This is a genomic window from Micromonospora sp. NPDC049274 (assembly GCF_040678875.1).
In the GTDB taxonomy this organism is placed as follows: Bacteria; Actinomycetota; Actinomycetes; order Mycobacteriales; family Micromonosporaceae; genus Micromonospora.
Genome location: NZ_JBFAQS010000004.1, coordinates 201,479 through 220,379, shown reverse-complemented (window position 1 = coordinate 220,379; position 18,901 = coordinate 201,479). Strand labels below are relative to the sequence as shown.

General features: G+C 69.2%; 23 protein-coding genes. 11 read left to right on the top strand and 12 right to left on the bottom strand.

The window, feature by feature from the left end:
• Positions 1 to 44 precede the first annotated feature (44 nt).
• Together AB0K10_RS09930 and AB0K10_RS09925 are read left to right on the top strand one after the other, a co-directional pair.
• Positions 45 to 989, top strand: a complete 945-nt coding sequence (locus AB0K10_RS09930) for an acyltransferase domain-containing protein (protein WP_363681800.1) — start codon at positions 45 to 47, stop codon at positions 987 to 989.
• Between the two features lie 261 nt (positions 990 to 1,250).
• A complete protein-coding gene (locus tag AB0K10_RS09925; protein ID WP_363681798.1) occupies positions 1,251 to 4,253 on the top strand; it encodes a S8 family serine peptidase in 3,003 nt (1,000 codons plus the stop codon).
• A 49-nt stretch (positions 4,254 to 4,302) separates the two neighbouring features.
• On the opposite strand, the gene AB0K10_RS09920 is transcribed toward AB0K10_RS09925, so the two are convergent.
• Together AB0K10_RS09920 and AB0K10_RS09915 are read right to left on the bottom strand one after the other, a co-directional pair.
• Positions 4,303 to 5,070 carry a hypothetical protein gene (locus tag AB0K10_RS09920; RefSeq protein WP_363681796.1) on the bottom strand — a complete coding sequence of 256 codons (768 nt, stop codon included), beginning with the start codon at positions 5,068 to 5,070 and terminating at the stop codon, positions 4,303 to 4,305.
• Positions 5,071 to 5,151: 81 nt separating this feature from the next.
• Positions 5,152 to 5,298 carry a hypothetical protein gene (locus AB0K10_RS09915; RefSeq protein ID WP_363681794.1) on the bottom strand — a complete coding sequence of 49 codons (147 nt, stop codon included), beginning with the start codon at positions 5,296 to 5,298 and terminating at the stop codon, positions 5,152 to 5,154.
• A 103-nt stretch (positions 5,299 to 5,401) separates the two neighbouring features.
• Here AB0K10_RS09915 and AB0K10_RS09910 point away from each other — a divergent pair, with 103 nt between their 5' ends.
• Positions 5,402 to 5,929, top strand: a complete 528-nt coding sequence (locus AB0K10_RS09910; RefSeq protein ID WP_363681793.1) for a hypothetical protein — start codon at positions 5,402 to 5,404, stop codon at positions 5,927 to 5,929.
• 84 nt (positions 5,930 to 6,013) lie between these two features.
• Positions 6,014 to 7,219 carry a pyridoxal phosphate-dependent aminotransferase gene (locus AB0K10_RS09905; RefSeq protein ID WP_363681791.1) on the top strand — a complete coding sequence of 402 codons (1,206 nt, stop codon included), beginning with the start codon at positions 6,014 to 6,016 and terminating at the stop codon, positions 7,217 to 7,219.
• Between the two features lie 22 nt (positions 7,220 to 7,241).
• Here the strand turns inward: AB0K10_RS09905 and AB0K10_RS09900 are convergent, their stop codons facing one another.
• From AB0K10_RS09900 to AB0K10_RS09875, 6 genes are read right to left on the bottom strand one after another with little or no spacing between them, the layout of a single operon-like run.
• Positions 7,242 to 7,748 carry a GNAT family N-acetyltransferase gene (locus tag AB0K10_RS09900; RefSeq protein WP_363681790.1) on the bottom strand — a complete coding sequence of 169 codons (507 nt, stop codon included), beginning with the start codon at positions 7,746 to 7,748 and terminating at the stop codon, positions 7,242 to 7,244.
• A gap of 60 nt (positions 7,749 to 7,808) precedes the next feature.
• Positions 7,809 to 8,153, bottom strand: coding sequence for a cupin domain-containing protein (locus tag AB0K10_RS09895; protein ID WP_363681789.1), 345 nt, complete (start codon positions 8,151 to 8,153; stop codon positions 7,809 to 7,811).
• Entirely contained in the window at positions 8,147 to 8,608 is a 462-nt protein-coding gene (coaD, locus tag AB0K10_RS09890; RefSeq protein WP_363681787.1) for a pantetheine-phosphate adenylyltransferase, read from the bottom strand. Before coaD ends, AB0K10_RS09895 begins: the two co-directional genes overlap by 7 nt.
• On the bottom strand, positions 8,580 to 9,116 hold the full coding sequence (locus tag AB0K10_RS09885) for a DUF6817 domain-containing protein (RefSeq protein ID WP_363681785.1): 537 nt from the start codon (positions 9,114 to 9,116) through the stop codon (positions 8,580 to 8,582). Before AB0K10_RS09885 ends, coaD begins: the two co-directional genes overlap by 29 nt.
• Positions 9,117 to 9,148: 32 nt before the next feature.
• Positions 9,149 to 9,874 (bottom strand): protein phosphatase 2C domain-containing protein, encoded by a 726-nt coding sequence (locus AB0K10_RS09880; protein ID WP_363681783.1) that lies wholly within the window; start codon positions 9,872 to 9,874, stop codon positions 9,149 to 9,151.
• Positions 9,871 to 10,671, bottom strand: a complete 801-nt coding sequence (locus AB0K10_RS09875; protein ID WP_363682202.1) for a GntR family transcriptional regulator — start codon at positions 10,669 to 10,671, stop codon at positions 9,871 to 9,873. Before AB0K10_RS09875 ends, AB0K10_RS09880 begins: the two co-directional genes overlap by 4 nt.
• Before the next feature lie 202 nt (positions 10,672 to 10,873).
• Between AB0K10_RS09875 and AB0K10_RS09870 the strand changes: the two genes are divergently transcribed.
• On the top strand, positions 10,874 to 11,119 hold the full coding sequence (locus AB0K10_RS09870; RefSeq protein ID WP_363681781.1) for a hypothetical protein: 246 nt from the start codon (positions 10,874 to 10,876) through the stop codon (positions 11,117 to 11,119).
• A 57-nt stretch (positions 11,120 to 11,176) separates the two neighbouring features.
• Here AB0K10_RS09870 and AB0K10_RS09865 read toward each other — a convergent pair whose 3' ends face one another.
• The gene (locus AB0K10_RS09865; RefSeq protein ID WP_363681779.1) at positions 11,177 to 11,950 is read right to left on the bottom strand and encodes an SDR family NAD(P)-dependent oxidoreductase; all 774 of its coding nucleotides are present in this window, start codon (positions 11,948 to 11,950) and stop codon (positions 11,177 to 11,179) included.
• Positions 11,951 to 12,248: 298 nt separating this feature from the next.
• Here AB0K10_RS09865 and AB0K10_RS09860 point away from each other — a divergent pair, with 298 nt between their 5' ends.
• The 4 genes from AB0K10_RS09860 to AB0K10_RS09845 are packed head-to-tail and all read left to right on the top strand — an operon-like array spanning position 12,249 to position 15,309.
• Positions 12,249 to 12,674, top strand: a complete 426-nt coding sequence (locus AB0K10_RS09860; RefSeq protein WP_363681777.1) for a nuclear transport factor 2 family protein — start codon at positions 12,249 to 12,251, stop codon at positions 12,672 to 12,674.
• Positions 12,675 to 12,707: 33 nt separating this feature from the next.
• Complete coding sequence (locus AB0K10_RS09855) at positions 12,708 to 13,535, top strand: hypothetical protein (protein WP_363681775.1); 828 nt, start codon at positions 12,708 to 12,710, stop codon at positions 13,533 to 13,535.
• A gap of 59 nt (positions 13,536 to 13,594) precedes the next feature.
• A complete protein-coding gene (locus AB0K10_RS09850; RefSeq protein ID WP_363681773.1) occupies positions 13,595 to 14,845 on the top strand; it encodes a hypothetical protein in 1,251 nt (416 codons plus the stop codon).
• The gene (locus AB0K10_RS09845; protein ID WP_363681771.1) at positions 14,842 to 15,309 is read left to right on the top strand and encodes a nuclear transport factor 2 family protein; all 468 of its coding nucleotides are present in this window, start codon (positions 14,842 to 14,844) and stop codon (positions 15,307 to 15,309) included. The genes AB0K10_RS09850 and AB0K10_RS09845 overlap by 4 nt, the downstream gene beginning before the upstream one ends.
• A 144-nt stretch (positions 15,310 to 15,453) precedes the next feature.
• Here AB0K10_RS09845 and AB0K10_RS09840 read toward each other — a convergent pair whose 3' ends face one another.
• Positions 15,454 to 16,095, bottom strand: a complete 642-nt coding sequence (locus AB0K10_RS09840) for a hypothetical protein (protein WP_363681769.1) — start codon at positions 16,093 to 16,095, stop codon at positions 15,454 to 15,456.
• Positions 16,096 to 16,224: 129 nt separating this feature from the next.
• On the opposite strand from AB0K10_RS09840, the gene AB0K10_RS09835 reads away from it, so the two are divergent.
• Entirely contained in the window at positions 16,225 to 16,572 is a 348-nt protein-coding gene (locus tag AB0K10_RS09835) for a hypothetical protein (RefSeq protein ID WP_363681767.1), read from the top strand.
• A 22-nt stretch (positions 16,573 to 16,594) separates the two neighbouring features.
• Here the strand turns inward: AB0K10_RS09835 and AB0K10_RS09830 are convergent, their stop codons facing one another.
• Positions 16,595 to 17,479, bottom strand: a complete 885-nt coding sequence (locus tag AB0K10_RS09830) for a maleylpyruvate isomerase N-terminal domain-containing protein (RefSeq protein ID WP_363681765.1) — start codon at positions 17,477 to 17,479, stop codon at positions 16,595 to 16,597.
• 85 nt (positions 17,480 to 17,564) lie between these two features.
• Positions 17,565 to 17,903, bottom strand: coding sequence for a helix-turn-helix domain-containing protein (locus AB0K10_RS09825; RefSeq protein ID WP_363681763.1), 339 nt, complete (start codon positions 17,901 to 17,903; stop codon positions 17,565 to 17,567).
• A 71-nt stretch (positions 17,904 to 17,974) separates the two neighbouring features.
• On the opposite strand from AB0K10_RS09825, the gene AB0K10_RS09820 reads away from it, so the two are divergent.
• Positions 17,975 to 18,751, top strand: a complete 777-nt coding sequence (locus AB0K10_RS09820; protein WP_363681761.1) for a group II truncated hemoglobin — start codon at positions 17,975 to 17,977, stop codon at positions 18,749 to 18,751.
• The last annotated feature ends 150 nt before the right edge of the window (positions 18,752 to 18,901 follow it).

Genomic DNA, 18,901 nt, shown 5'->3' with positions numbered 1-18,901 from the left:
TCGCGGGCTTCGGGAAGGCACCAGCCGGCGGTAGGTTCATCCGTGTGGATCCGCACGACATCGCCGCCCGGCTCAAGGTGCCCGTCGAGGACGTCGAGCGTGTGCAACGGCTCGCGGGTGACCTGCCGTCGGCGCCGCTGCCCGCCAGGGCCGATGCCCCCGCGCTCCTCGACCGGCTCGCGGTCCGCCCGGACGACGCCGCCGAGATCATGGCCGGCTGGCCCGACGCGGGGTCGCCACTGTGGACGCCCGAGCTGCGGTGGCTCCTCGATCGTTCCATCGCGCTGGTCCGCGCCGATCTCGGTGGCTACGTCTGGCTGCCGCCCGGCCCGGAGCTGCCGCGCGATCGGGGGCCCGCCTGGCGGCACCTCTACGTGTACGCGTACCTCGCCCTGGTCGACGTCGTCCGCGGGTACCACCGCGACCACGGCGTCCCCGATGCCGTGTCCTGGCTGACCCTCGCTGACCTGGGTCGCAATCTCGCCATCGACAGGCGGATGCGCCGCGAGGGGTGGCCCGTCATGCAGAGCTGGTTGACCCTGCACGTGCGGGGCGCCGTCTACGAGCTGGGCCGGTTGCAGCACCACAGGGGCGACGGCGTCATCGGCCTGCACGTCCCCGACTCGGGGCCGCTGACCCCGGAGGCGGTCTCGGCGTCGCTGGACGAGGCACGGGCCTTTTTCCCGCGGCACTTTCCCGACGAGCCCTACTCGGCGTTCTCCTGCGGCTCGTGGCTGCTCGATCCGCAGCTGCGAGAGTACCTGCCCGAGGATTCCAACATCATCCGCTTCCAGCGACGGTTCGAGCTGGAGCCCTACGAGGAGGCGGAAGGGCCGGACGCCGACGTCGAGGTGCGGCGGTTCGTGTTCCGCACCCTGAGCACTCCGCTCGACCAGCTACCGCGCCACACCGTCCTGCAACGGGCGATCGTCGACCACCTGGCTGCCGGCCGTCACTGGCAGTGGCGCCAGGGCCGCTTCCCGATCTGACCACCCATCGGCGTGCCGGCCGCGACGGAAAAACTTGATCTAGGCACGGCCGACCCATCGTGATCTTATGTGCACCAGCGATCCGTAACACCGCGCAAACCCTCGATTAACCGTCGCGGGCTTAGGTGGGGGAGCGCTCCCATGAGCGGATCGCGAACGATGAGGCAGCTCCACAAGGGAGCGATGGAGAGGAGTCTCGTGTCTTCACGCACGAGCGGGAACAGGCTGCGAAGATTGGCGCTACCGACGCTGGTCCTCGCGATGATCACCGGCACAACCGGTGCTGCGGGATCGGCGTCGGCGGCACCGGGGGACCGGCCCGCCACCAGCGGTCCGGGTTATTTCTCCACCGGGTCCGACCGGCGCACCACCTTGACCGACGGGGCCGATCGTCGCCCCGGCGACAGCGAGACCGGCCCGAAGGCCGCCGTGGACGTGACCGGCTCGGGCGTCTACATCGTCGAGCTGGCCGAGGCCCCGCTGACCACGTACGTCGGCGGGACGTCGGGGCTGGCGCGGACGCGCCCGGCGCCCGGCGCCCGGCTGGACGCGACGTCGGCACCGGCAAAGGCGTACCGCCGGCACCTCGACACGCAGCGGGCCGCCGTCGCCTCCGCGGCCGGGGTCCAGGTCAAGGCGGCCTACACCGCCGCCTTCAACGGCTTCTCGGCGAAGCTGACCTCCCAGCAGGCGACCGCGTTGCGGGCGGACAAGCGCGTTCGCGCCGTCACCGCCGCACGCGCGCTCGGCAGCCGGTCGGCGTCGCCGCTCGCGACCACCTCGACGGCCGCCGCCGCCCCGACCGCCACCACCTCGGGTGACGCGGTCGCGTCCGCGGCCGGCCAGACCGCCAAGCCGGTCAAGCCCGGTCCCGCCACCGGCAAGGGCACGGTGATCGGGGTCCTGGACACCGGCATCTGGCCGGAGAGCGCGTCGTTCGCCAAGAAGATGCCCGCACCGGCGAACTGGCACGGCACCTGCCAGACCGGCGTGGCCTTCGTGGCCGAGCACTGCAACGGCAAGATCGTCGGTGCCCGCTACTTCGCCGACACCTGGCTCGCCGACGGCGGCTCGGTGCCCGAGGGCGAGTTCCTGTCCCCCCGCGACGCGAACGGGCACGGCACGCACACCGCCTCCACGGCAGCCGGTCTGCCGGTCTCGGACGTCACGATCGACGGTCGGCGCTTCGACCCGATCTCCGGGGTGGCGCCGGACGCCCAGATCGCCGTCTACAAGGTGCTCTGGGCCGGCATGGGCTACGACGCCGACATCATCGCCGGCATCGACGCGGCCGTCGCCGACGGCGTGCAGGTCCTGAACTTCTCGATCGGCTCGGACCTCGGCGACTGGGAGGCCAACACCCCCATCGGGATCGCGTTCCTCAACGCCACCCTGTCCGGGGTCTTCGTGGCGGCGTCGGCGGGGAACACCGGCATCGTGAGCGGTGCCATCAGTAACGCGGCGCCCTGGGTGACAACTGTCGGCGCGGCGGTGACGAACCTCGACGAGGCGACGCTCAAGCTGGGCGACGGCACGAAGCTGGTCGGCGGCTCGCTGGACGCGCTGCCCGGCGGCAACTCGCGGGCGATGGTCTTCGGTGACCAGGCCGGCTCACCGGAGCTGGGGGCGGCGTACTGCGAGCCGGGCAGCCTGGACGCGGCCAAGATCAAGGGCAAGGTGGTCGCCTGCGCCCTGTCCAACACGTTCGCCTCCGCGGCCGAGGTCAAGGACAAGGGCGGGGCGGCGATGGTGCTGTTCGATCCGGTCGGCAACTACCGGGTCAACTCGATCTACAACTTCCCGGTGGTCTACCTGCCGACGGAGAAGCAGGCCGGCATTCTCTTCAACTACCTCATGCGCCACCCCACCGACGCGAAGGTGTCCCTGCGCTCCGGCGGTGACGGCTCCAGCGTTCCGGGCGTCCCCAGCGTCGCGGACTTCTCCTCCACCGGCCCGGACAAGGTGACCTACGGCGTCTTCAAGCCGGACCTGGTCGCCCCGGGGTCGGACATCATCGCCGCGGTGTCACCGGCGGGCAACTTCGGGCGGCAGTACGACGCGTACTCGGGCACCTCGATGGCGTCGCCGTACGTGGCCGGCGCGGCGGCGGTCCTGCGTGCCACGCACCCGGACTGGACGCCGGGCACTGTCGCCTCGGCGTTGCGGACCACCGCTACCGACACCGTCGGCACCACCAACCCCCTGGACCAGGGCAGCGGCTTCATCAACCTGGCCCGGGCCGCCGATCCGGGACTGGTCATCGAACCGACCGCCGCGGAACTTGTCGCCTTCAGCGAGACGGCCCAGCCCGACGGCAAGGAACTCAACCTGCCGGCCGTCTCGCTGCGCGAGTACGACGGCACCCGCCCGGTGACACTCACCCGCACGCTCACCAACGTGGGCAAGGCGCGGGAGACCTACCGGTCGTCGGTGTCCGGCCTGCCCGGCATGAAGGTCACCGTCACGCCGGCGTCGGTGACGCTGGCGCCGGGGAAGTCCGCGACGGTCACCATCACGCTGCGTCGGGGCAGCGCTCCCTGGGACCGGTACGTGACCGGTTCGATCACCTGGAAGGCCAAGGCGCACAGCGTCCGGATCCCGGTCGCGGCCCGCCCGTGGGGGATCAGCCCCCGGCCGTACGGTGACGACGGCGAGGAGTTCGGCCGGATGACCAGCGGCTCCTTCGGCATGATCCAGCCGGGCTTCACCGGGCCGCTCTCGGGTCGCAGCACCGGTTACACGCCGGTGCAGCGAAAGACGTACTCGATGCCTGCCGGCGTCTACGGCGGCGTGTTCGACCCGAGCGCCTCCGGCGTGAAAAAGGTCGACTTCACCGTGCCGGCGAACACCGCGGGCATCGTGGTCGAGGCCAACACCGAGGACCCGAACACCAACCTCGACCTCTACCTGTACAAGGGCGACAAGCTGGTCTACAGCAGTGACAGGTACTGGACCAGCGCGGAGCAGGTGTACAAGTTCCTGCCCGAGCCGGGGCGCTACACCGCGTACGTGTTCGCGCAGGTGCCCGGTGGCCCGGTCGTCGACTTCGAACTGCGGCACGCCATCATCGCTCGCAACGCCAGGTATTCGCCCGCCACGCTGACGCTACCGAAGACGACGGAGCGCGGTGGGAGCGTCAACTTCACGTTGAAGCCGAACCAGCCGTTGGCCGAGGGCGACTTCTGGGCGTACACCGAGTGGAGCACCAACGGCACGGTCATTCCCGGCAACCTCGTCTCCACCCAGCAGAGCGCCTGGGAGTAGGTCCTGACAGGAGGGTGGGGCGGTGCCGTCGGGCACCGCCCCACCCTCGTCAGCGCTGCCAGGCGTCGATGGTCTTCACTCCGTCGCGTACCGTCCGGTCGAGGGTCTCGGGGTTGCCGCTGCTGCCCTCCCACCCCTGATCGTTGAACACGGTCACCACACCGTCGACACGTGCCACGGCGATCTGGGTGGACGTGGTGCCGCCGGTGCGCTCGCCGTTCAGGCTCGTCGCCGCCCAGGTGAGCGACACCAGCACCGCCTCGTCCCCGGCGCCGGACAACGGCTTGCTCGCGACCTTGACCGGGTTGCCGCCCTGGTCGTACGAGGGGCACGCCTCGACGGCACTGCGCAGACGTCGCATGTAGGCGGTAGCACCGTCACCCTCGAAGGTGAAGATCGTCTGATGGATCATGCCCTGCGGCGTGTAGTCGTCCGGTTCACCAGGCTTCTTGTAGGTGACGGTCATCGCCGCGCTCGCGGTGACCTGTCGGCCTCCGGTGCCGAACTCGTTGGCACACAGTTTCGGCAGGGCCTCCTCGACGGGCGTCGTCCGTCGGGGCAACTTCCGCAGCTCGGCCGGCAACTCGACGAAGGCCGACGTCGGGATGGTCGTCGGGGTGCTGGTGCTCGCGGACGGCTGGTTGGTCGGGCTCGCACCGGCCGACGCGGTCGTCGGCGACGCGGCCGACGACACCGGATCGACCTCGTCCCCGCCCGTGGTGCAGGCCGTGCTCGACGCGATGGTGCCGAGCAGCGGCAGGATCAGCGCGAGCGTCCGCGGTGCTCGGGCGGTCGCTGGCAGTGCGTATCGGCTCATGTTCGTCCCCCTCACCCTCCCCCGAGCAGTTCCCCGCGACACGCCAGCGGAAACGATCAATACTGCCGGGCGGACCGACGCCTACGCGGCGGCCGGGATGACGGCGTCGATGAGGTGCGGGCCGGGCTGGGCCAGCGCCTGGGAAAGTTGTTCGGCGAACTGCTCGGCGATGGTGGCGCGGCTGGCCGGCATGCCGAACGCGTCGTGCCGGGGAGCGCCGACGGTCACCTCACCGCCAGCGGGATCGTCCTCGGTGCTGCGATACTAAACTCGCATTCAGGACAAATGCTGCTAGCTTGCAGGAAGTAGCCCGGTAGGTGGGGGGAGCCCGATGGAACGCGGATGGGCCGAACGTGGCTACCACGCGCGCTGCCTGGACATCGGCATCGATCGCTCCTTCGAGGATTTCCGGCGGCAGTACGAGCAGGCCGTTCCGCCGTACGACGCCGAGGCGTTCAACGCTTTGGTCGCTCGGAACGCGCCCTGGGACGACGTGCTCGCCCTCATGGGTGAGCGGGCACCGCACGGCTTCCTCGTCTACTGGAGCAGCGGCGACCTGCACCCGATGATGAACCTCGCGGGCGACTCCCGGCACTGCGTCGAATACCTGATGGGCAACCACACCACGGCCAAGCGAATGTTCCGACACGACCCGGCGGCCATGTTGTACGCGCCGCTACGCACGATGATCAGCGACGGATCCGACGGCGGAGCGCGGTTCATCATCGAGCAGCCCAGTCGCGCGTTCAGCTCGTTGGGAGTGGACGCGATCCACGAGGTGGGCGTGGACCTCGAACGTGAGGTCGCCGCCCTCCTGGCGCACCTCCAGGTGCCCGTGCCGGCGGGCCTGTCCGACTAGGGCAAGTCTCCTCAGCGGTGAACATTTCCGGACGACGCCCTAGCATCGATCCTCGGAGACACGACATTTCGCGGAGGGGGTCCGATGCGCCAGGCGCAGCGGCTGAAGAGCGTCCGGTACGACATCCGCGGCCCGGTGTTGCGCCGGGCGCAGGAGCTGGAGGCTGCCGGGCACCGGATCCTCAAGCTGAACCTGGGCAACCCGGCGCCGTGGGGGCTGGCCACGCCGGAGCCGATCGTCGCCGACGTCGTGCAGAACATCGTGGCCGCTCAGGGGTACAGCGACGCGCGAGGCATCTACTCCGCCCGCGTCGCGGTGGCCCAGCACTACCAGACCCTTGGCGTACCCAGCGTGCAGCCGGACGACGTGCTGCTCGGCAACGGGGTTTCCGAACTGATCGTGATGGTGCTCCAGGCACTGCTGGACACGGGCGACGAGGTGCTGGTGCCAAGCCCGGACTACCCGCTCTGGACCGGCGCGGTGAACCTGTGCAGCGGTCGCGCGGTGCACTACCGCTGCGACGAGAGCGCGGGCTGGGCACCGGACCTGGAGCACATGGCGTCCAGGATCACCGACCGCACCCGCGCGCTCGTGGTGATCAACCCGAACAACCCGACCGGCGCGGTCTACTCCCGAGAGGTGCTGCTCGGCATGATCGAGCTTGCCCGCAAGCACGATCTGCTGATCTTCGCCGACGAGATCTACGACAAGATCGTGTACGACGGAGCGACGCACCACACCCTCGCCGCCCTCGCGCCGGACGTGCCGGTGGTCAGCATGGGCGGCCTGTCCAAGACGTACCGGGCTGCGGGCTTCCGCTCCGGCTGGCTCGCCACCAGCGGTTTCAGCGGCAGCGACTCGGACTACCTGGATGGGCTGCAACTGCTCGCCAACATGCGCGTCTGCCCGAACGTGCCGGCCCAGCACGCCATCCAGACCGCGCTCGGCGGCTACCAGAGCATCGAGGAGCTGACCCGCCCCGGAGGCCGCCTGCTGGAGCAGCGCGACCACGCCTGGCAGTCCCTCGTCGACATCCCCGGCGTCGACTGCGTCAAGCCGGCCGGCGCCCTCTACCTCTTCGCCCGTCTCGACCCCAAGGTTCACAAGATCCACGACGACGAGCGCCTGGTGATCGACCTCTTGGAGCAGCAGCACCTCCTGATTTCCCACGGCACCGGCTTCAACCTCGACACACCAGACCACCTCCGCCTGGTCTTCCTGGCCTCCACGGACGTCCTCGACGACGCCGTCTCCCGGATCCGTACCTTCCTCTCCGCCTACCGTCAGTAGCGCGGCGACGCGGCACCCGACATCACTCGGCTTCGACCTCGGTGCGATAGACGTTGAAGCCACGTCGCTGATAGTTGCGTAGGGCATTCGGATGGTCGAACGAGCAGGTATGCAGCCACACCCTGCGGACAGCCGGGGCCTCCACTGCCGCACTGTCCCAGGCTTGCCGGATGGTCAGCGTCAGCGCATGGCCACCGAGACCCCTCCCGACATGTTCCGGCAACAGCCCAAAGGCGGTGATCTCCACATCTCCGCCAGGCTGAGGTTCCACATTGGCAATGCCCACGGTCTCGTCCCTCAGCGTGATGAACCAGTACTGGCGCAGCGGACGACACCGCACCAGCTCCTGCCACTCGTCGTTCGTGCGGTTCGCACTGCGCCACCCGTAGGGGGATCCGACCTCAGCGTTGGTGGCACGCACGAGCGGCAGGCCACCGTCAACGCGCCGTAGGAGAAGTTCCGGCACGACCTTCCCAGGTCGCAGATCCTTGGCGTCGTTCATCTCCAGGTAGGTGACAACCTTTGCCATCCCGCCAGGCTACCCATCGTTTCGAGCCGACCAACACGAGCAATTCCGAGGTACGGCTGCCTACTCGGCTCGCCGAGCCGGAGCGCGCGAGCCGTAGGCCGGGCCGAACACCACCAGCAGCGCCAGGTCCTCGGTCACGTCGACGAACCGGTGCTCCTCCCCGGCCGGCACGAAGATCACCGAGCCCGGCCCCACCTCGGCCGCGCCGCCCGGGGTCACGATCCGGGCCCGTCCCGCGGTGACCACGTAGATCTCATCCTCGGTGTGCGGGCTCTGGTCGTCGAGACCGCCCGCCGGGATGCAGTACGTTCCGACCGACAGGTCCGGCGTTCTCAGCTGCTCGACCCAGTCGTTGGCGGCTCCGGCGGGTGCGGTCCACCGCCCCGCGCCTTCGATGATCAGCATGGCGGAAGCATTCCCTTCATGGTGCGGGCCACTGTCGACGACACCGCGGCCAGTTCGGGCTGCGCGGGCAGGAAAACGGTGGGGACCCCCAGTGCCTGGTTCATCGCGGCGAGCTGATACTCGGCCTGAAGGTCGGTCGTGTTCCGTAGACCACGGACTATTACTCCGATGTCATGGCGTCGGTAGTAGGTGGAGGTCAGCCCACTCCATGCCGCGACGGTGACGGAGGTCCAGTCGGCCGGCAGAATTGCGCGGACCGCAGCCGCTCGTTTCTCTTCGCCGAGTCCCGGATGTTTGGAGCTGTTGACGGCGACGAGCACGATCACCTCGTCGAAGATTTGGCGCGCTCGGTTCACCACGTTCGCATGCCCGGGAGTGAAGGGGTCGAAGCTGCCGGGGTAGACGGCTCGTATGGGTGCGCGACCGTCAGTCACTGTGCAGTACCCGCTGCGCATCGAGGATGACCTGCTCGCTGGCCAGTGCGGCCCAGGAGGCGAACAGTTCCCGGAAGTAGGCGCCGTGCCGGTCTGCCACGGCCGGATCCTGCTCGATGACGTCCAGCTCGTTGACGATGCTCAGGTCCACGAGAGACCGCAGTTGAGCCGGATCCGGCGTTCGCACCTGACCTGTGAAGCGGTCGAACACCTGGCCGGTCCTGGCCAGCGCCCGCCAGCTACGCCCGCGGTCGCAGGCGCCGTACAGATAGACAAGCTGCTCGGCGTCTGCGCCAACGAGATCCCGCAACACCGCACGGTCGGCCGGATCAAGCAGAGCGCGATCGAAGCCGTCGGTGCCGTAGGTGGCGTGGGTGAGGCCCGCCGCCTGTACGTCGCTGCCGCAGCCGAGCAGGGTCAGCCGTTCGTTGACCCGACACAGGTGGGCGTACAGGTTGCCGCCGGGATGCGCGATCTGCTCGGCTCCCTGCCGGCGGAGCCAGACCCGTACGCCGTCGTCGGTGCTCATGGCCCGACTGTAGGGATTGGCGGCCGGATCCGTCAGCCCTGGGTCACGTCAATGACGATGACGGTGACGTTGTCGTGCCCACCCTGGTCGATCGCCAGGGCCATGAGTTGGTCGGCGATCTCCGCTGGGCGGCCACCGGAGTCGAGTGCAGCTCGTATGTGCTCGTGCGGCACGTACGAACTCAGTCCGTCAGAACACAGAAGGACTCGGTCGCCGGGTTGAAGCTGGAGAGGTGTCAGGTCGGCCGACCGGCCGTCGTCCCGTCCGTCGAGGAAGCGGGCCAGTCTCTCGGGGAGGTTGGGCACCTCGTCAGCGCCGGCGATGAGATGTCTGTAGGTGTGATCCTCGCTGATCTGGACCAGGGCGTTGTCATGGGAGCCGTGGCGTCGGATCAGGTAGGCGCGGGAGTCGCCAACGTTCGCCACGACCGCATGACTGCCAGAGCGCAGCAGAGCGACAAATGTCGTTCCCATCCCCGCCAGCTTCGGGTCCTCGCGGACTTTCCGGCGTAACGCCTCACTCGCCTCGCGGACGGCCTGTCCCAGGAAGTCCGCAAGATGCTCCGGATCCACCAGGCGGTCGTACGCCTGCACGGCGGCGATGGCTGTGCTGCTCGCGACATCACCGGCGACATGGCCGCCGAGTCCGTCCGCGACGACGTAGAGCCATTGTCCTTGGCTGTGGGAGTCTTCGTTCCGTTTGCGAACGAGGCCCTGGTGCGTCCGGCTGGCGGCTTCGATGCTGAGGGCCACGGTCATGACCCTTCTCTCGGCCCGGCGTCGGGCCACGGCTCCTTGGCGTTCGTGTCGCGGTGCAGGACGTGGACCGTTTCGACTCGGTCGCTCGCCACGACGTATTCGGTCACCTCGACAGGCTTCTTGTCGCCTCCCGAGGTGCCGACCCGCACGATCTCCAGGACGGGCAGGTTGGTGGGGATCTCCAGGAGGGTTGCTTCGTCTCTGCTGGGCATCCGGGCGCGATGAATCTCCATCCAACTGATGGGCCAGTGGCCGGCGTTCTCGATGTGGTGCAGCCACTCGCCCGCCGCCGGGTTCGCGTCCAGGTCCGCGACGATGTCGGCGACGCGTGGGTGAATCCACGAGATGTTGATCTGGAATGGGGCCTCGGACGCTGGCCCGGTGACCCGAAACCGGCGAAGCACTTCGGTCCCGGGCTCCACGCCGAGCAGTTTGGCGATGCGGGGATCATCCAGTGTGGCCGGCGCGTTGACGGCCGTTCCGTGGCGAACCCATACCTCCTGGCTGCTCGCCGAAGGAAACGAGTAGCCGGTTGCCTGCTCGTTGCGCTTGACGAGATCGCCGCGTGGCCGGCGCGGTCGCATCGTGCCGTATCGAACGGCAATGCCCCGACCCTGGACGGCCCACACGTAGCCCTCGGTCTCGAGGAGGGCGATGGCCCGGCCGACGGTGTCGCGGTTGGCGTCGTACTCCGCCGCGAGATCGTTGAGGGTCGGAAGCCGCGCACCCGGCTCCCACTCTCCGGCTTCGATCCGCTCTCGGATCATGGACGCGATGTTCAGGTAGCGCGAGTGCACCGGCACGTCCACGCCCTTCCCGGTTGTCCCAAGACAATCCTTGACTCTGGCTCAGATTGTCCCCACACTAACTCGTGGAGATTGTCCCCACACAATGTGGTGCAGGTGGGGTCTGAGGGCCGGGTCGCCCGACGAGGCCAATGCGTCGGGGTTCCTTCGGAGGAGGGTGTCCGTGACTGGAAAATGTGGCGAGCCAGAAGAGATGCGTCCCGCGATCAAGCCGTCGATGCCGGAGATCCCGCCGGTCGTCGTGGCGGACGTGCCGCAAGTCTTCGTTCTCATCAGGGACGAGGAGGTTGTCGGATACCTGTTCGACCTTCCTTCGGGCGCGATGGCCGTCCTGGACGGTACGGGGGAGATCTTCCGATCGGACTCCCTGGAAGAATTCACCAGGTTCTTCGGCCCCTTGTTGGATCTGGACATCGCGAAGGTCAGGCAAGACCTCTGACCTGCGCCGCCCCGCCGTCGTCGACGACGCGTCGGTGGTGAGTGGCGTCCTCCGCGGCTACCGGTCGTATCTGCCACCGTCCATCCGGAGGGTGGCGCCGGTCAGGTAGCCGGAGATCGGGCTGGCGAGGTAGGCGACGAGGTCGGCGTACTCGCGGGGCTCTCCGATGCGGCCGACGTCGGTGCCGGCGCGAATCGGCGTGGCGTTGCGCTCCACCTCCTCCCACGTCTCACCCCACCCGTTCTCGCGGCCGAGTTCCAGGAGGTACTCGCGGGTGGTGGGAACCAGGATGGCGCCGGCCGCGATGGCGTTGGAGGTCACTCCCGTGTGCTTGAGGTCGCGGGACAGCGACCGGGCGAGGTTGAGCCGGGCGGCGTTGCTGGCTGCGTAGTGCGGCTGCCCCGCCGACGGCGTCTCACCGGTCACGCTGCCGATCTGGATGACACGCCCCCACCCCTTGGCCCGCATCGCGGGGACCAGGTGTCGGATCAGGCGGACCGAGCTGAGCACGTTGAGGTTGTACATGTCGGCCCACGCGTCCGCGTCCAGGTCGGACCACCCTGCTTCGGGGTCGTAGCTGCCGGCGTTGTTGACCAGAATGTCCACCTCGCCGGCCTGGCGGGCCACGGCCTCGGCGCCGGCGTCGGTCGTGAGGTCTCCGATCACGGCCTGCCCGCCCACCTTCTGGGCGGTCTGCTCCGTACGGGCCTGGTCCCGGCCGTGGACGACCACGGCAACGCCTTCGCCGGCCAGGACCGCCGCGATCTCGGCGCCGAGACCGCTGCTCGCGCCGGTAACCAGAGCGCGCTTGCCGGCAAGCTGCAAATCCATGGTCTTCCCCCGTCGTTCTGGAAACGGCCGGGCCAGTGCTCGGCACTGCACCAGACTGTGACTCGTAGATAATGGACCGACAAGTCCAGAAATGGTGGGTCGCCGAGCCGCGTGTGGCCGGAGTTCGCCTGTCAGCACCCCTCGCGAGTCTGATCGAACGATGGGACCGTGCGTGGTGATATTGACGGGACACCGCGGCCGCTTGGCGGCGCTTACGATGGTCCCTGGATACGCTCCGTGACCTCACAGATGCAGCGCTGGGTCGTCTCGTCGACGGTCCGTCCCGAAGGGTGCACCGATGACAGCCACGCCACGCGACATCGTCGAACGGGTGTTGCGGGCGGGCCGCGACCTGGATGTCGAAAGCTTCGTGGGGCTGATGGCCCCCGACGCGTACATCGAGTGGCCCTACCGGCCGCCCGGCGTGCCGGCCCGGGTGCGGGGCCGCGCGGAGATCCGGCGGCATCTGACCGCGACGGCCGAGGGATTCATCAGAATCACCGGCCACCGCAACGTGGTCGTGCACGAGACGGCCGATCCGGAGACGATCATCGTGGAGTACGAAGCGCACGGCACCGTTGTCGCGACAGGCGGGGCGTTCGAGCAGATGGTCATCGCCGTGTTCCGTGTGCGGGGCGGTCAGATCCTGTCGTACCGCGACTACATCAACCCGCTGCCGCTGCTCGACGCGTTGGCCAGCAGCACCGGCGGCACTGACACGTAGTCACCCGTCGACCTTGAGACCGAGGGCCCACGAGTGCACGTCAGCCTGGCGACGAGCGCCGGTAGGGCCGGCCGGCCGAACGAGGACTTCGTCGGTGCTGTCCCGGGCGCCGTCGTGCTGCTGGACGGCGCCGGCATTCCGGGAGCCGAGAGGCTCTGCGCGCACGGAGTCGCCTGGTACACCGAACGCCTCGGCGGCGTGCTGCTCGGCGGCCTGTCGCGGAACGACGGACGCGACCTCGCGGGCATCCTCGCCGCCGCCATCGGCGAGATTGCCGCCGCGCACAGCGCCACCTGCGACATCGCGGACCCCAGCAGCCCGCAGGCCACCGTCCTGATGGTCCGTGCCCACCGGGGACGCCTGGAGCATCTCCTGCTCGCGGACTCGTTCCTGGTCCTCGACCAGGTCGGCGGTGGCCCGCAGGTGGTCACCGACGAGCGCGAGGTGATCGCCAGGCGGGAGTGCTCAGCGCCGTTGAACGGCGTCACACCCGGAACCGCGGAGTACGACCGCATCCGCGCCTCCTGCGCCACCGCGCTCCGCGCTCGCCGCAACCAGCCGGGCGGCTACTGGATCGCCAAGGACGACCCGCGCGCGGCACGGGAGGCGGTGACCGGCAGCCATTCCCTTGACGACCTGAACGGCGTCGCGTTGCTCAGCAACGGTGCCAGCCGGATCGTCAGCCCGTACGGCCTGACCGACTGGCCCAGCGTGCTGGAGCTGCTCGCCGCAGACGGTCCGTCCGGTGTCATCGACCGCGTCCGGCAGGCCGAAGCCCAGATGGACGGTGGCCCCGACACTCGCGATCCCGACGATGCCACGGTGGTCCACTGGACGGATCTGGCACGCCACCGAGTGTGAACCAGCTCAGAGCGCCGAGGGGGCAGCGGGCGCCCGCCGGTCGATGACAGGATCGGCCGATGCGCGTTCTCTTCGACGGCACGGCTCCGGTGGCCTACGGGCAGATCTACGTGACAAGTCGTGAACTGCCGAACATGGAGATGGCGTTCGCCGGACAGGTGAACGGCCTCTGCGGAGCCGGGTACGCCGGCGCGCTGTTCCTGATGACGGGCACGCACACCGGGCAGGTCCACCTCCGGATCGAGGCGCACGACGGTGAGCCGTCGGCCGCGACGGAGGAGTGGGAAGAGGTGGTGGAGGCGTCGTTTCGGCCGAGGGACGCGGCGGTTGAACTGGTCCCCTGGGGCGAAGGTTCACTCGCCCTGCTGCCGCTGATCCCCGAAGATCAGGACACCCGCCGGCTACCGGCCTACCGTGTGCGGTACTGCGCCACGGGCATGGATGCCGGGAGCGACCCGTTCGGCGGGCACGACCCCGATGAGCTGGACGACGGCGACTACACCTACATGGAACGGCGGCCGGACCGCTACCTGCTGTGCTTGTGGCCGGAGGACTCGGAGTTCGACGATCCGAGCGACGCCGTGACGCGTACCGACGCGATCCTGCGCCAGACCAGCAGGGCCGCCGCCTACTGGCACGGCTGGGCAGCAGGGTTGCCGCCCGCGCCGACCCTGTGGGAGCAGGTCGAAGCCGAACAGCTCAGGCGGTTGGAGCGAGAGCGTCGCGACGAGGAGTACCGCAGGCGCGATGAGCTGCGGCGCTGGGGCGGCCGTCTGCCGACTGAGCGGCTCCGACAGGTGCGCGGCAATATTCAGGGCCTCGTCCTGCTGGACCGGGACCTGGTCGACGGGGTGGCCGCTGCCGACGCCGCCACGCAGCGGCAGATCGCGATCTGGGCGGCACGGCGGGCGCTCACCCTCGCCGGCATCGCGGACGTCGACTGGATGACGCCGGCGTGGACGGCCCTGGATCGGGGAGTGCCGCTACCCGCCGAGTTCGCCGACCCCGGAGCGCTGTGGAGGCGGGTCCTGGGCGAGCCGCCCGTCACGTTCTCCATCGTCTCGCTGCGTCCGGCGGGTCACGGCCCGGCTGATCCGCTCGTCGCGGCTCTCGACGCCCCGGTGAACCCGGTCGCGATGGCGCTGCCGGCACTCGTGGCCGCCGGAGAGTCGGACCCTCTACAGGCCGCGTTGGAGGCGCTGTGGGCTGCGGTCAGCACCTACGCCGCGCGGCGCAACGAGTTCCTGGCGGACGTGCGCCGTGCCTTTCCCGTCATCGAGATCGACCGAGCAGAGGGACACCTGGCATGAGCAGCCCACGCGAAACTTTCCTCCGACTGGTGAACGGCGTCTGCGACGGCCCGTACGAGGACCTGGCCGACCTGTACGCCGAAGAAACCCATGTCACGCATCCGTTCCACCCGCTCAACCCGCCGCCGCTGCGTAGCCGCAGCGAACTGCACGCGCACTTCAGCGCGTCGCCTCCGGTCGACCGGACGCTGAACCGTAAGCCGGTCGGTGTGACGATTCATGAAACGGCGGATCCGGAGGTGATCGTCGCCGAGTTCGCCTATCAGGGGCGGGTCGCCGAGACGGGTGAGGCGTTCACGGTGCCATGCGTCTTCGTGATGCGTATCCGCGATGGGCTCATCATCGAGTCCCGCGACTACATCGACCACGTCGCCAGCGCACGGGCCTGGGGTCAACTCGACAGTCTGTTGGCCGCGCTCCGTCCGCAAGAGAGCACCACCAACGAGGGCGCGGCCCGCCCCTGAGGTCACGCCCGACGCCCTGCACACTCCTGAGGCCGGTGACAGCGTCCGCCAGCGCGGAGGCAAGCTCGTCGGCCGTGTCGTCCGGACCTGCGACATCCCGACGGGATGAGACGAGGTCCGACACTCTGTTGGTCGTCCCGAGCGCTACAGGCTCCCGGATTCGGGCCAGTGGGACCAGTGCGTGTTGGGTGGCAGGTCTGGTGCGTACCGACTCGCGTCCCCCGTCGTCAGCACGTCGGCGAGCTGGCGGAAGGTCACTGACTGACTGGGAAGGGTGTCCTCGGCGGGGTCCGGGTGGTGCCACTGATCCAACCGCAGGATCTCCGGGAGGTCGGCCGGGATCCGCCGCCGCAGCTCGACCTCGTCGGCCAGGAGCAACTCCCGGTGCTCCGGAACGAGCCGGCGCAGCACGTCGACCAGTTCCTCGCCCGGCTCGGCTGCCACCGGGATCCGCCGACCGCGTACGACAATCGGGTTCCCGCAGTAGATTTCGGGCTCGTTCATGTCCTCGATCTCGTCGGGGTTGTCGATCCGGTCGAGGAAGTCCTCGTTGCCGGGGCCCGGTTCGCCCATGGTCAGGCAGTTGCCGAAGACATACAGGACGTCAACGAGGTTGCCGGCCCTGGGCGAGTAACCAACCGCCTCGACGATGAGCGCCCACCGCTGCGCGTCGCGGTAGGCGTGCAGCCGTGCATCCACCGCGTAGTAGTAGCCGTGGCCCAGGTCCGGGAACCTGAAGTCTTCGGCCGCGGTGTCGAGCTGGTCGAGGATCTCGCCGGAGCGCATGGCCGTGCAGTGTACGGCTCGTCTGATCCGTAAGGTCTCCCGGATGACTTGCGGCATCGATCTATGTCACTCTAAATCTGGGGGTCAGGTTTCGGTCCACTCCCTGAACGCCGTCTCGGAAGGACGCCCATGCGCACATCCGCCCACCGGATCGCCGCGGGTCTCACCGCCGTCCTGCTCACCACGCTGGCCGTGACGCTACCGGGGTCGCCCGCGGCGGCTGGCGAACCGTTCCAGTACCCCGACCAGGGCCTGGTCTTCTACTCGAGCTACCCGACCGAGGTGGCCGGCAGGCTCGCCGCGCCTGACGGCATCTGCCACCAGGTCCCGGCCGATGCCGCCTGGATGCTCACCTGGAGCGGCGGCTTCGGCTCGGTGCCCGGCTACCGGACCCCCGACTGCAGTGGTCCGGCAAGCGAGCTCAACAACGTCCACAGCTGGCCGGAGGGCCGCTACCTGACCTACCGGGCGAGCTGACCGCTGGTCGGCCGCGCAGCGATCATGTCCTCGGTTGTCCTGACTTCGGTGCGAGCCGGCCGTTGGGCATGTGCACGACCCGGAGGAAAGCCGGCAGCCGCCACGGCCTCGGCCCGCCGATGACGACGTCGCGCCGCAGCACCGCCTGAGCGATGCTGATCCGGCCGAACATCATCAGGTTGAACCGGGCGGGCTGGAACCGCACGCGCACGTCGAACGGATCGTCGGGCGGTGCGATCCACACTCTGCGGTCGCCAAGCGTCAGCGTCGTGGTCGGCGTGAACCGCGAGCGGAACTGCACCGACACGTGGTGGCGAGGCATCGGCAGCGCGGTGTTGAGCAGCACCCCGTACGAGTCCCGCAGCATGTCGAACATGAACAGGTCCCAGTAGAGTCCGGCGTGCGCGTCCGGCATCGGCCACGGTCGGCGCAGCGCCCGCGCGATGTCCCACCCGTGTACGAGTAGCTCGTTTGTCAGATGGGCGAACAGGCCGCCGACCGTCACCCGTGCGTTGCCCAGCCAACTCACCGTCGACCGCGGATCAGCGGTCGTGCCCAGGAGGCGGGCGACAGCGGTGGTGAGCTGCGACAGCAGGACCTCCGGATCGCGCTCGCTGAAGTGGGCGAGCACGTGCCGGTTGACGTCGGCGACGGTGTCGACGTTCGTGACGGCGAGCATGTCCTCCAGACCCGGCACCCGGATGGCGAACCCGGTGCCCTCCAGCTTGGACACGTACAGCACCGCGATCGACACCACGTGCGCGACGGTGTCGGCCAGGGTCCAGTCGGCGGTGACCCTGACCGTGGGGGAGGACGCGGTGGCCGCCATGGCGGTGAACCGGTCGGCAGCCGCCAGCAGTGCGGCGTTGGCCAGAGTCCAGCGGTCCGGGCCTGCCGTCTCACTCACGTCGAGCAGTATCGAGCATTCGCTGCGCCGGAGACTTCTTCGAACGTGCGCTCATCCGGCACGGCGGCAGGGCCGGTAGGACCGCTCAACCGGTCTCCTCGATGGTGGTGCCGGTACGTGCCGCCCGCGCGGCGCCCCAGTCGTAGAGGGCCTGCAACACCGGGGCCAGGCTGAGGCCCTCCTCGGTCAAGCGGTACTCCACATGCGGTGGCGTGGTTTCGTGGTCGTGCCGCAGGATCAGCCCGTCGGCCTCCAGCTCGCGCAGCCGCTGGGTCAGCATCTTCTCGCTGACGTCGGGCATCCGGCGGCGTAGCTCGCCATAGCGGTGCACGCCCTCCTTGAGGTGGGCCAGGATCACGGGTCGCCACTTTCCACCGATGACGTCGACGGCGAACTCCACGGGGCAGTGGTAACGCTTGGCCATCGTGGTCTCCTTCGGTACGCACCAGATGGTGCGTACTTGATCATCGTCGTCGCGGGTGTTGGGCTGTACCCATGGTCATCGAGTACATCAGGTACCGCGTGCCGCCGGCGCGGCTGGAGGGGTTCGAGGCGGCGTACGAGCGGGCCGCAGCCGCGCTGCGGGCGGCGCCGGAATGCGTGGACTACGAGTTGAGCCGCTGTCTGGACGACACCGCCTGTCACCTGCTGCGCATCACCTGGACTTCCGTCGACGGGCACCTGAACGGGTTCCGGGGCGGCCCGGTGTTCGGGCAGTTCTTCGCCGCGATCAGGCCGTACGTCGAGGACATCGAGGAGATGCGGCACTACGTCCGAACCTCGGTCGCCGGCCCCGGTGGCGCCGCTCCGCCGAGCCTGTACGAGTGGGCCGGCGGCGCCGACGCGTTCACGAAGCTGTGCGACGCCTTCTATCGCCTGGTCCGCTCCGACGACCTCCTCGCGCCGATGTTCGCCCGCATGGATCCCGACCACGCCCGGTACGTGGCGGTCTGGCTCGCCGAGGTCTTCGGGGGGCCGGCTGCCTACACCACCGAGCGCGGTGGCTACCGCCACATGGTCGGCAAGCACCTGGGCAGGGCGATCAGCGAGCCGCAGCGTCGACGGTGGGTCAACCTCATGATGGACGCCGCCGACGAGGTCGAACTGCCCGACGATCCGGAGTTCCGGGCCGCCTTCACGAGCTACCTCGAGTGGGGCACCCGGCTGGCCGTACACAATTCGCAGCCGGACGCGGACCCGGTCCGGCAGGCGCCCGTACCACGTTGGGGGTGGGGTGTGGCCCCGCCTTACCAGGCCCCGCAACCCTCCTGAAAGCGTGCCCGCGCCGGCAGTCCTGACCTGTCCCGCCGCGTGATCCACTCGGCTTCCGTGAAACCGGCCCATCCCCGGCTCGCGGATGCCCCGACTTCTTGGAAGCCGAGTGGATCTCGGCGGGCCGGTGCGGAGGCGCCCCCGCGCCGA

Bases quoted from the DNA above. Each gene is read 5' to 3' on its own strand.
- AB0K10_RS09925 (WP_363681798.1), top strand. From the start codon at position 1,251: ATGATCACCGGCACAACCGGTGCTGCGGGATCGGCGTCGGCGGCACCG.
- AB0K10_RS09920 (WP_363681796.1), bottom strand. From the start codon at position 5,070: ATGAGCCGATACGCACTGCCAGCGACCGCCCGAGCACCGCGGACGCTC.
- AB0K10_RS09910 (WP_363681793.1), top strand. From the start codon at position 5,402: ATGGAACGCGGATGGGCCGAACGTGGCTACCACGCGCGCTGCCTGGAC.
- AB0K10_RS09905 (WP_363681791.1), top strand. From the start codon at position 6,014: ATGCGCCAGGCGCAGCGGCTGAAGAGCGTCCGGTACGACATCCGCGGC.
- AB0K10_RS09900 (WP_363681790.1), bottom strand. From the start codon at position 7,748: ATGGCAAAGGTTGTCACCTACCTGGAGATGAACGACGCCAAGGATCTG.
- AB0K10_RS09895 (WP_363681789.1), bottom strand. From the start codon at position 8,153: ATGCTGATCATCGAAGGCGCGGGGCGGTGGACCGCACCCGCCGGAGCC.
- coaD (WP_363681787.1), bottom strand. From the start codon at position 8,608: ATGCGCAGCGGGTACTGCACAGTGACTGACGGTCGCGCACCCATACGA.
- AB0K10_RS09885 (WP_363681785.1), bottom strand. From the start codon at position 9,116: ATGAGCACCGACGACGGCGTACGGGTCTGGCTCCGCCGGCAGGGAGCC.
- AB0K10_RS09880 (WP_363681783.1), bottom strand. From the start codon at position 9,874: ATGACCGTGGCCCTCAGCATCGAAGCCGCCAGCCGGACGCACCAGGGC.
- AB0K10_RS09870 (WP_363681781.1), top strand. From the start codon at position 10,874: ATGCGTCCCGCGATCAAGCCGTCGATGCCGGAGATCCCGCCGGTCGTC.
- AB0K10_RS09865 (WP_363681779.1), bottom strand. From the start codon at position 11,950: ATGGATTTGCAGCTTGCCGGCAAGCGCGCTCTGGTTACCGGCGCGAGC.
- AB0K10_RS09860 (WP_363681777.1), top strand. From the start codon at position 12,249: ATGACAGCCACGCCACGCGACATCGTCGAACGGGTGTTGCGGGCGGGC.
- AB0K10_RS09850 (WP_363681773.1), top strand. From the start codon at position 13,595: ATGCGCGTTCTCTTCGACGGCACGGCTCCGGTGGCCTACGGGCAGATC.
- AB0K10_RS09845 (WP_363681771.1), top strand. From the start codon at position 14,842: ATGAGCAGCCCACGCGAAACTTTCCTCCGACTGGTGAACGGCGTCTGC.
- AB0K10_RS09840 (WP_363681769.1), bottom strand. From the start codon at position 16,095: ATGCGCTCCGGCGAGATCCTCGACCAGCTCGACACCGCGGCCGAAGAC.
- AB0K10_RS09835 (WP_363681767.1), top strand. From the start codon at position 16,225: ATGCGCACATCCGCCCACCGGATCGCCGCGGGTCTCACCGCCGTCCTG.
- AB0K10_RS09825 (WP_363681763.1), bottom strand. From the start codon at position 17,903: ATGGCCAAGCGTTACCACTGCCCCGTGGAGTTCGCCGTCGACGTCATC.
- AB0K10_RS09820 (WP_363681761.1), top strand. From the start codon at position 17,975: ATGGTCATCGAGTACATCAGGTACCGCGTGCCGCCGGCGCGGCTGGAG.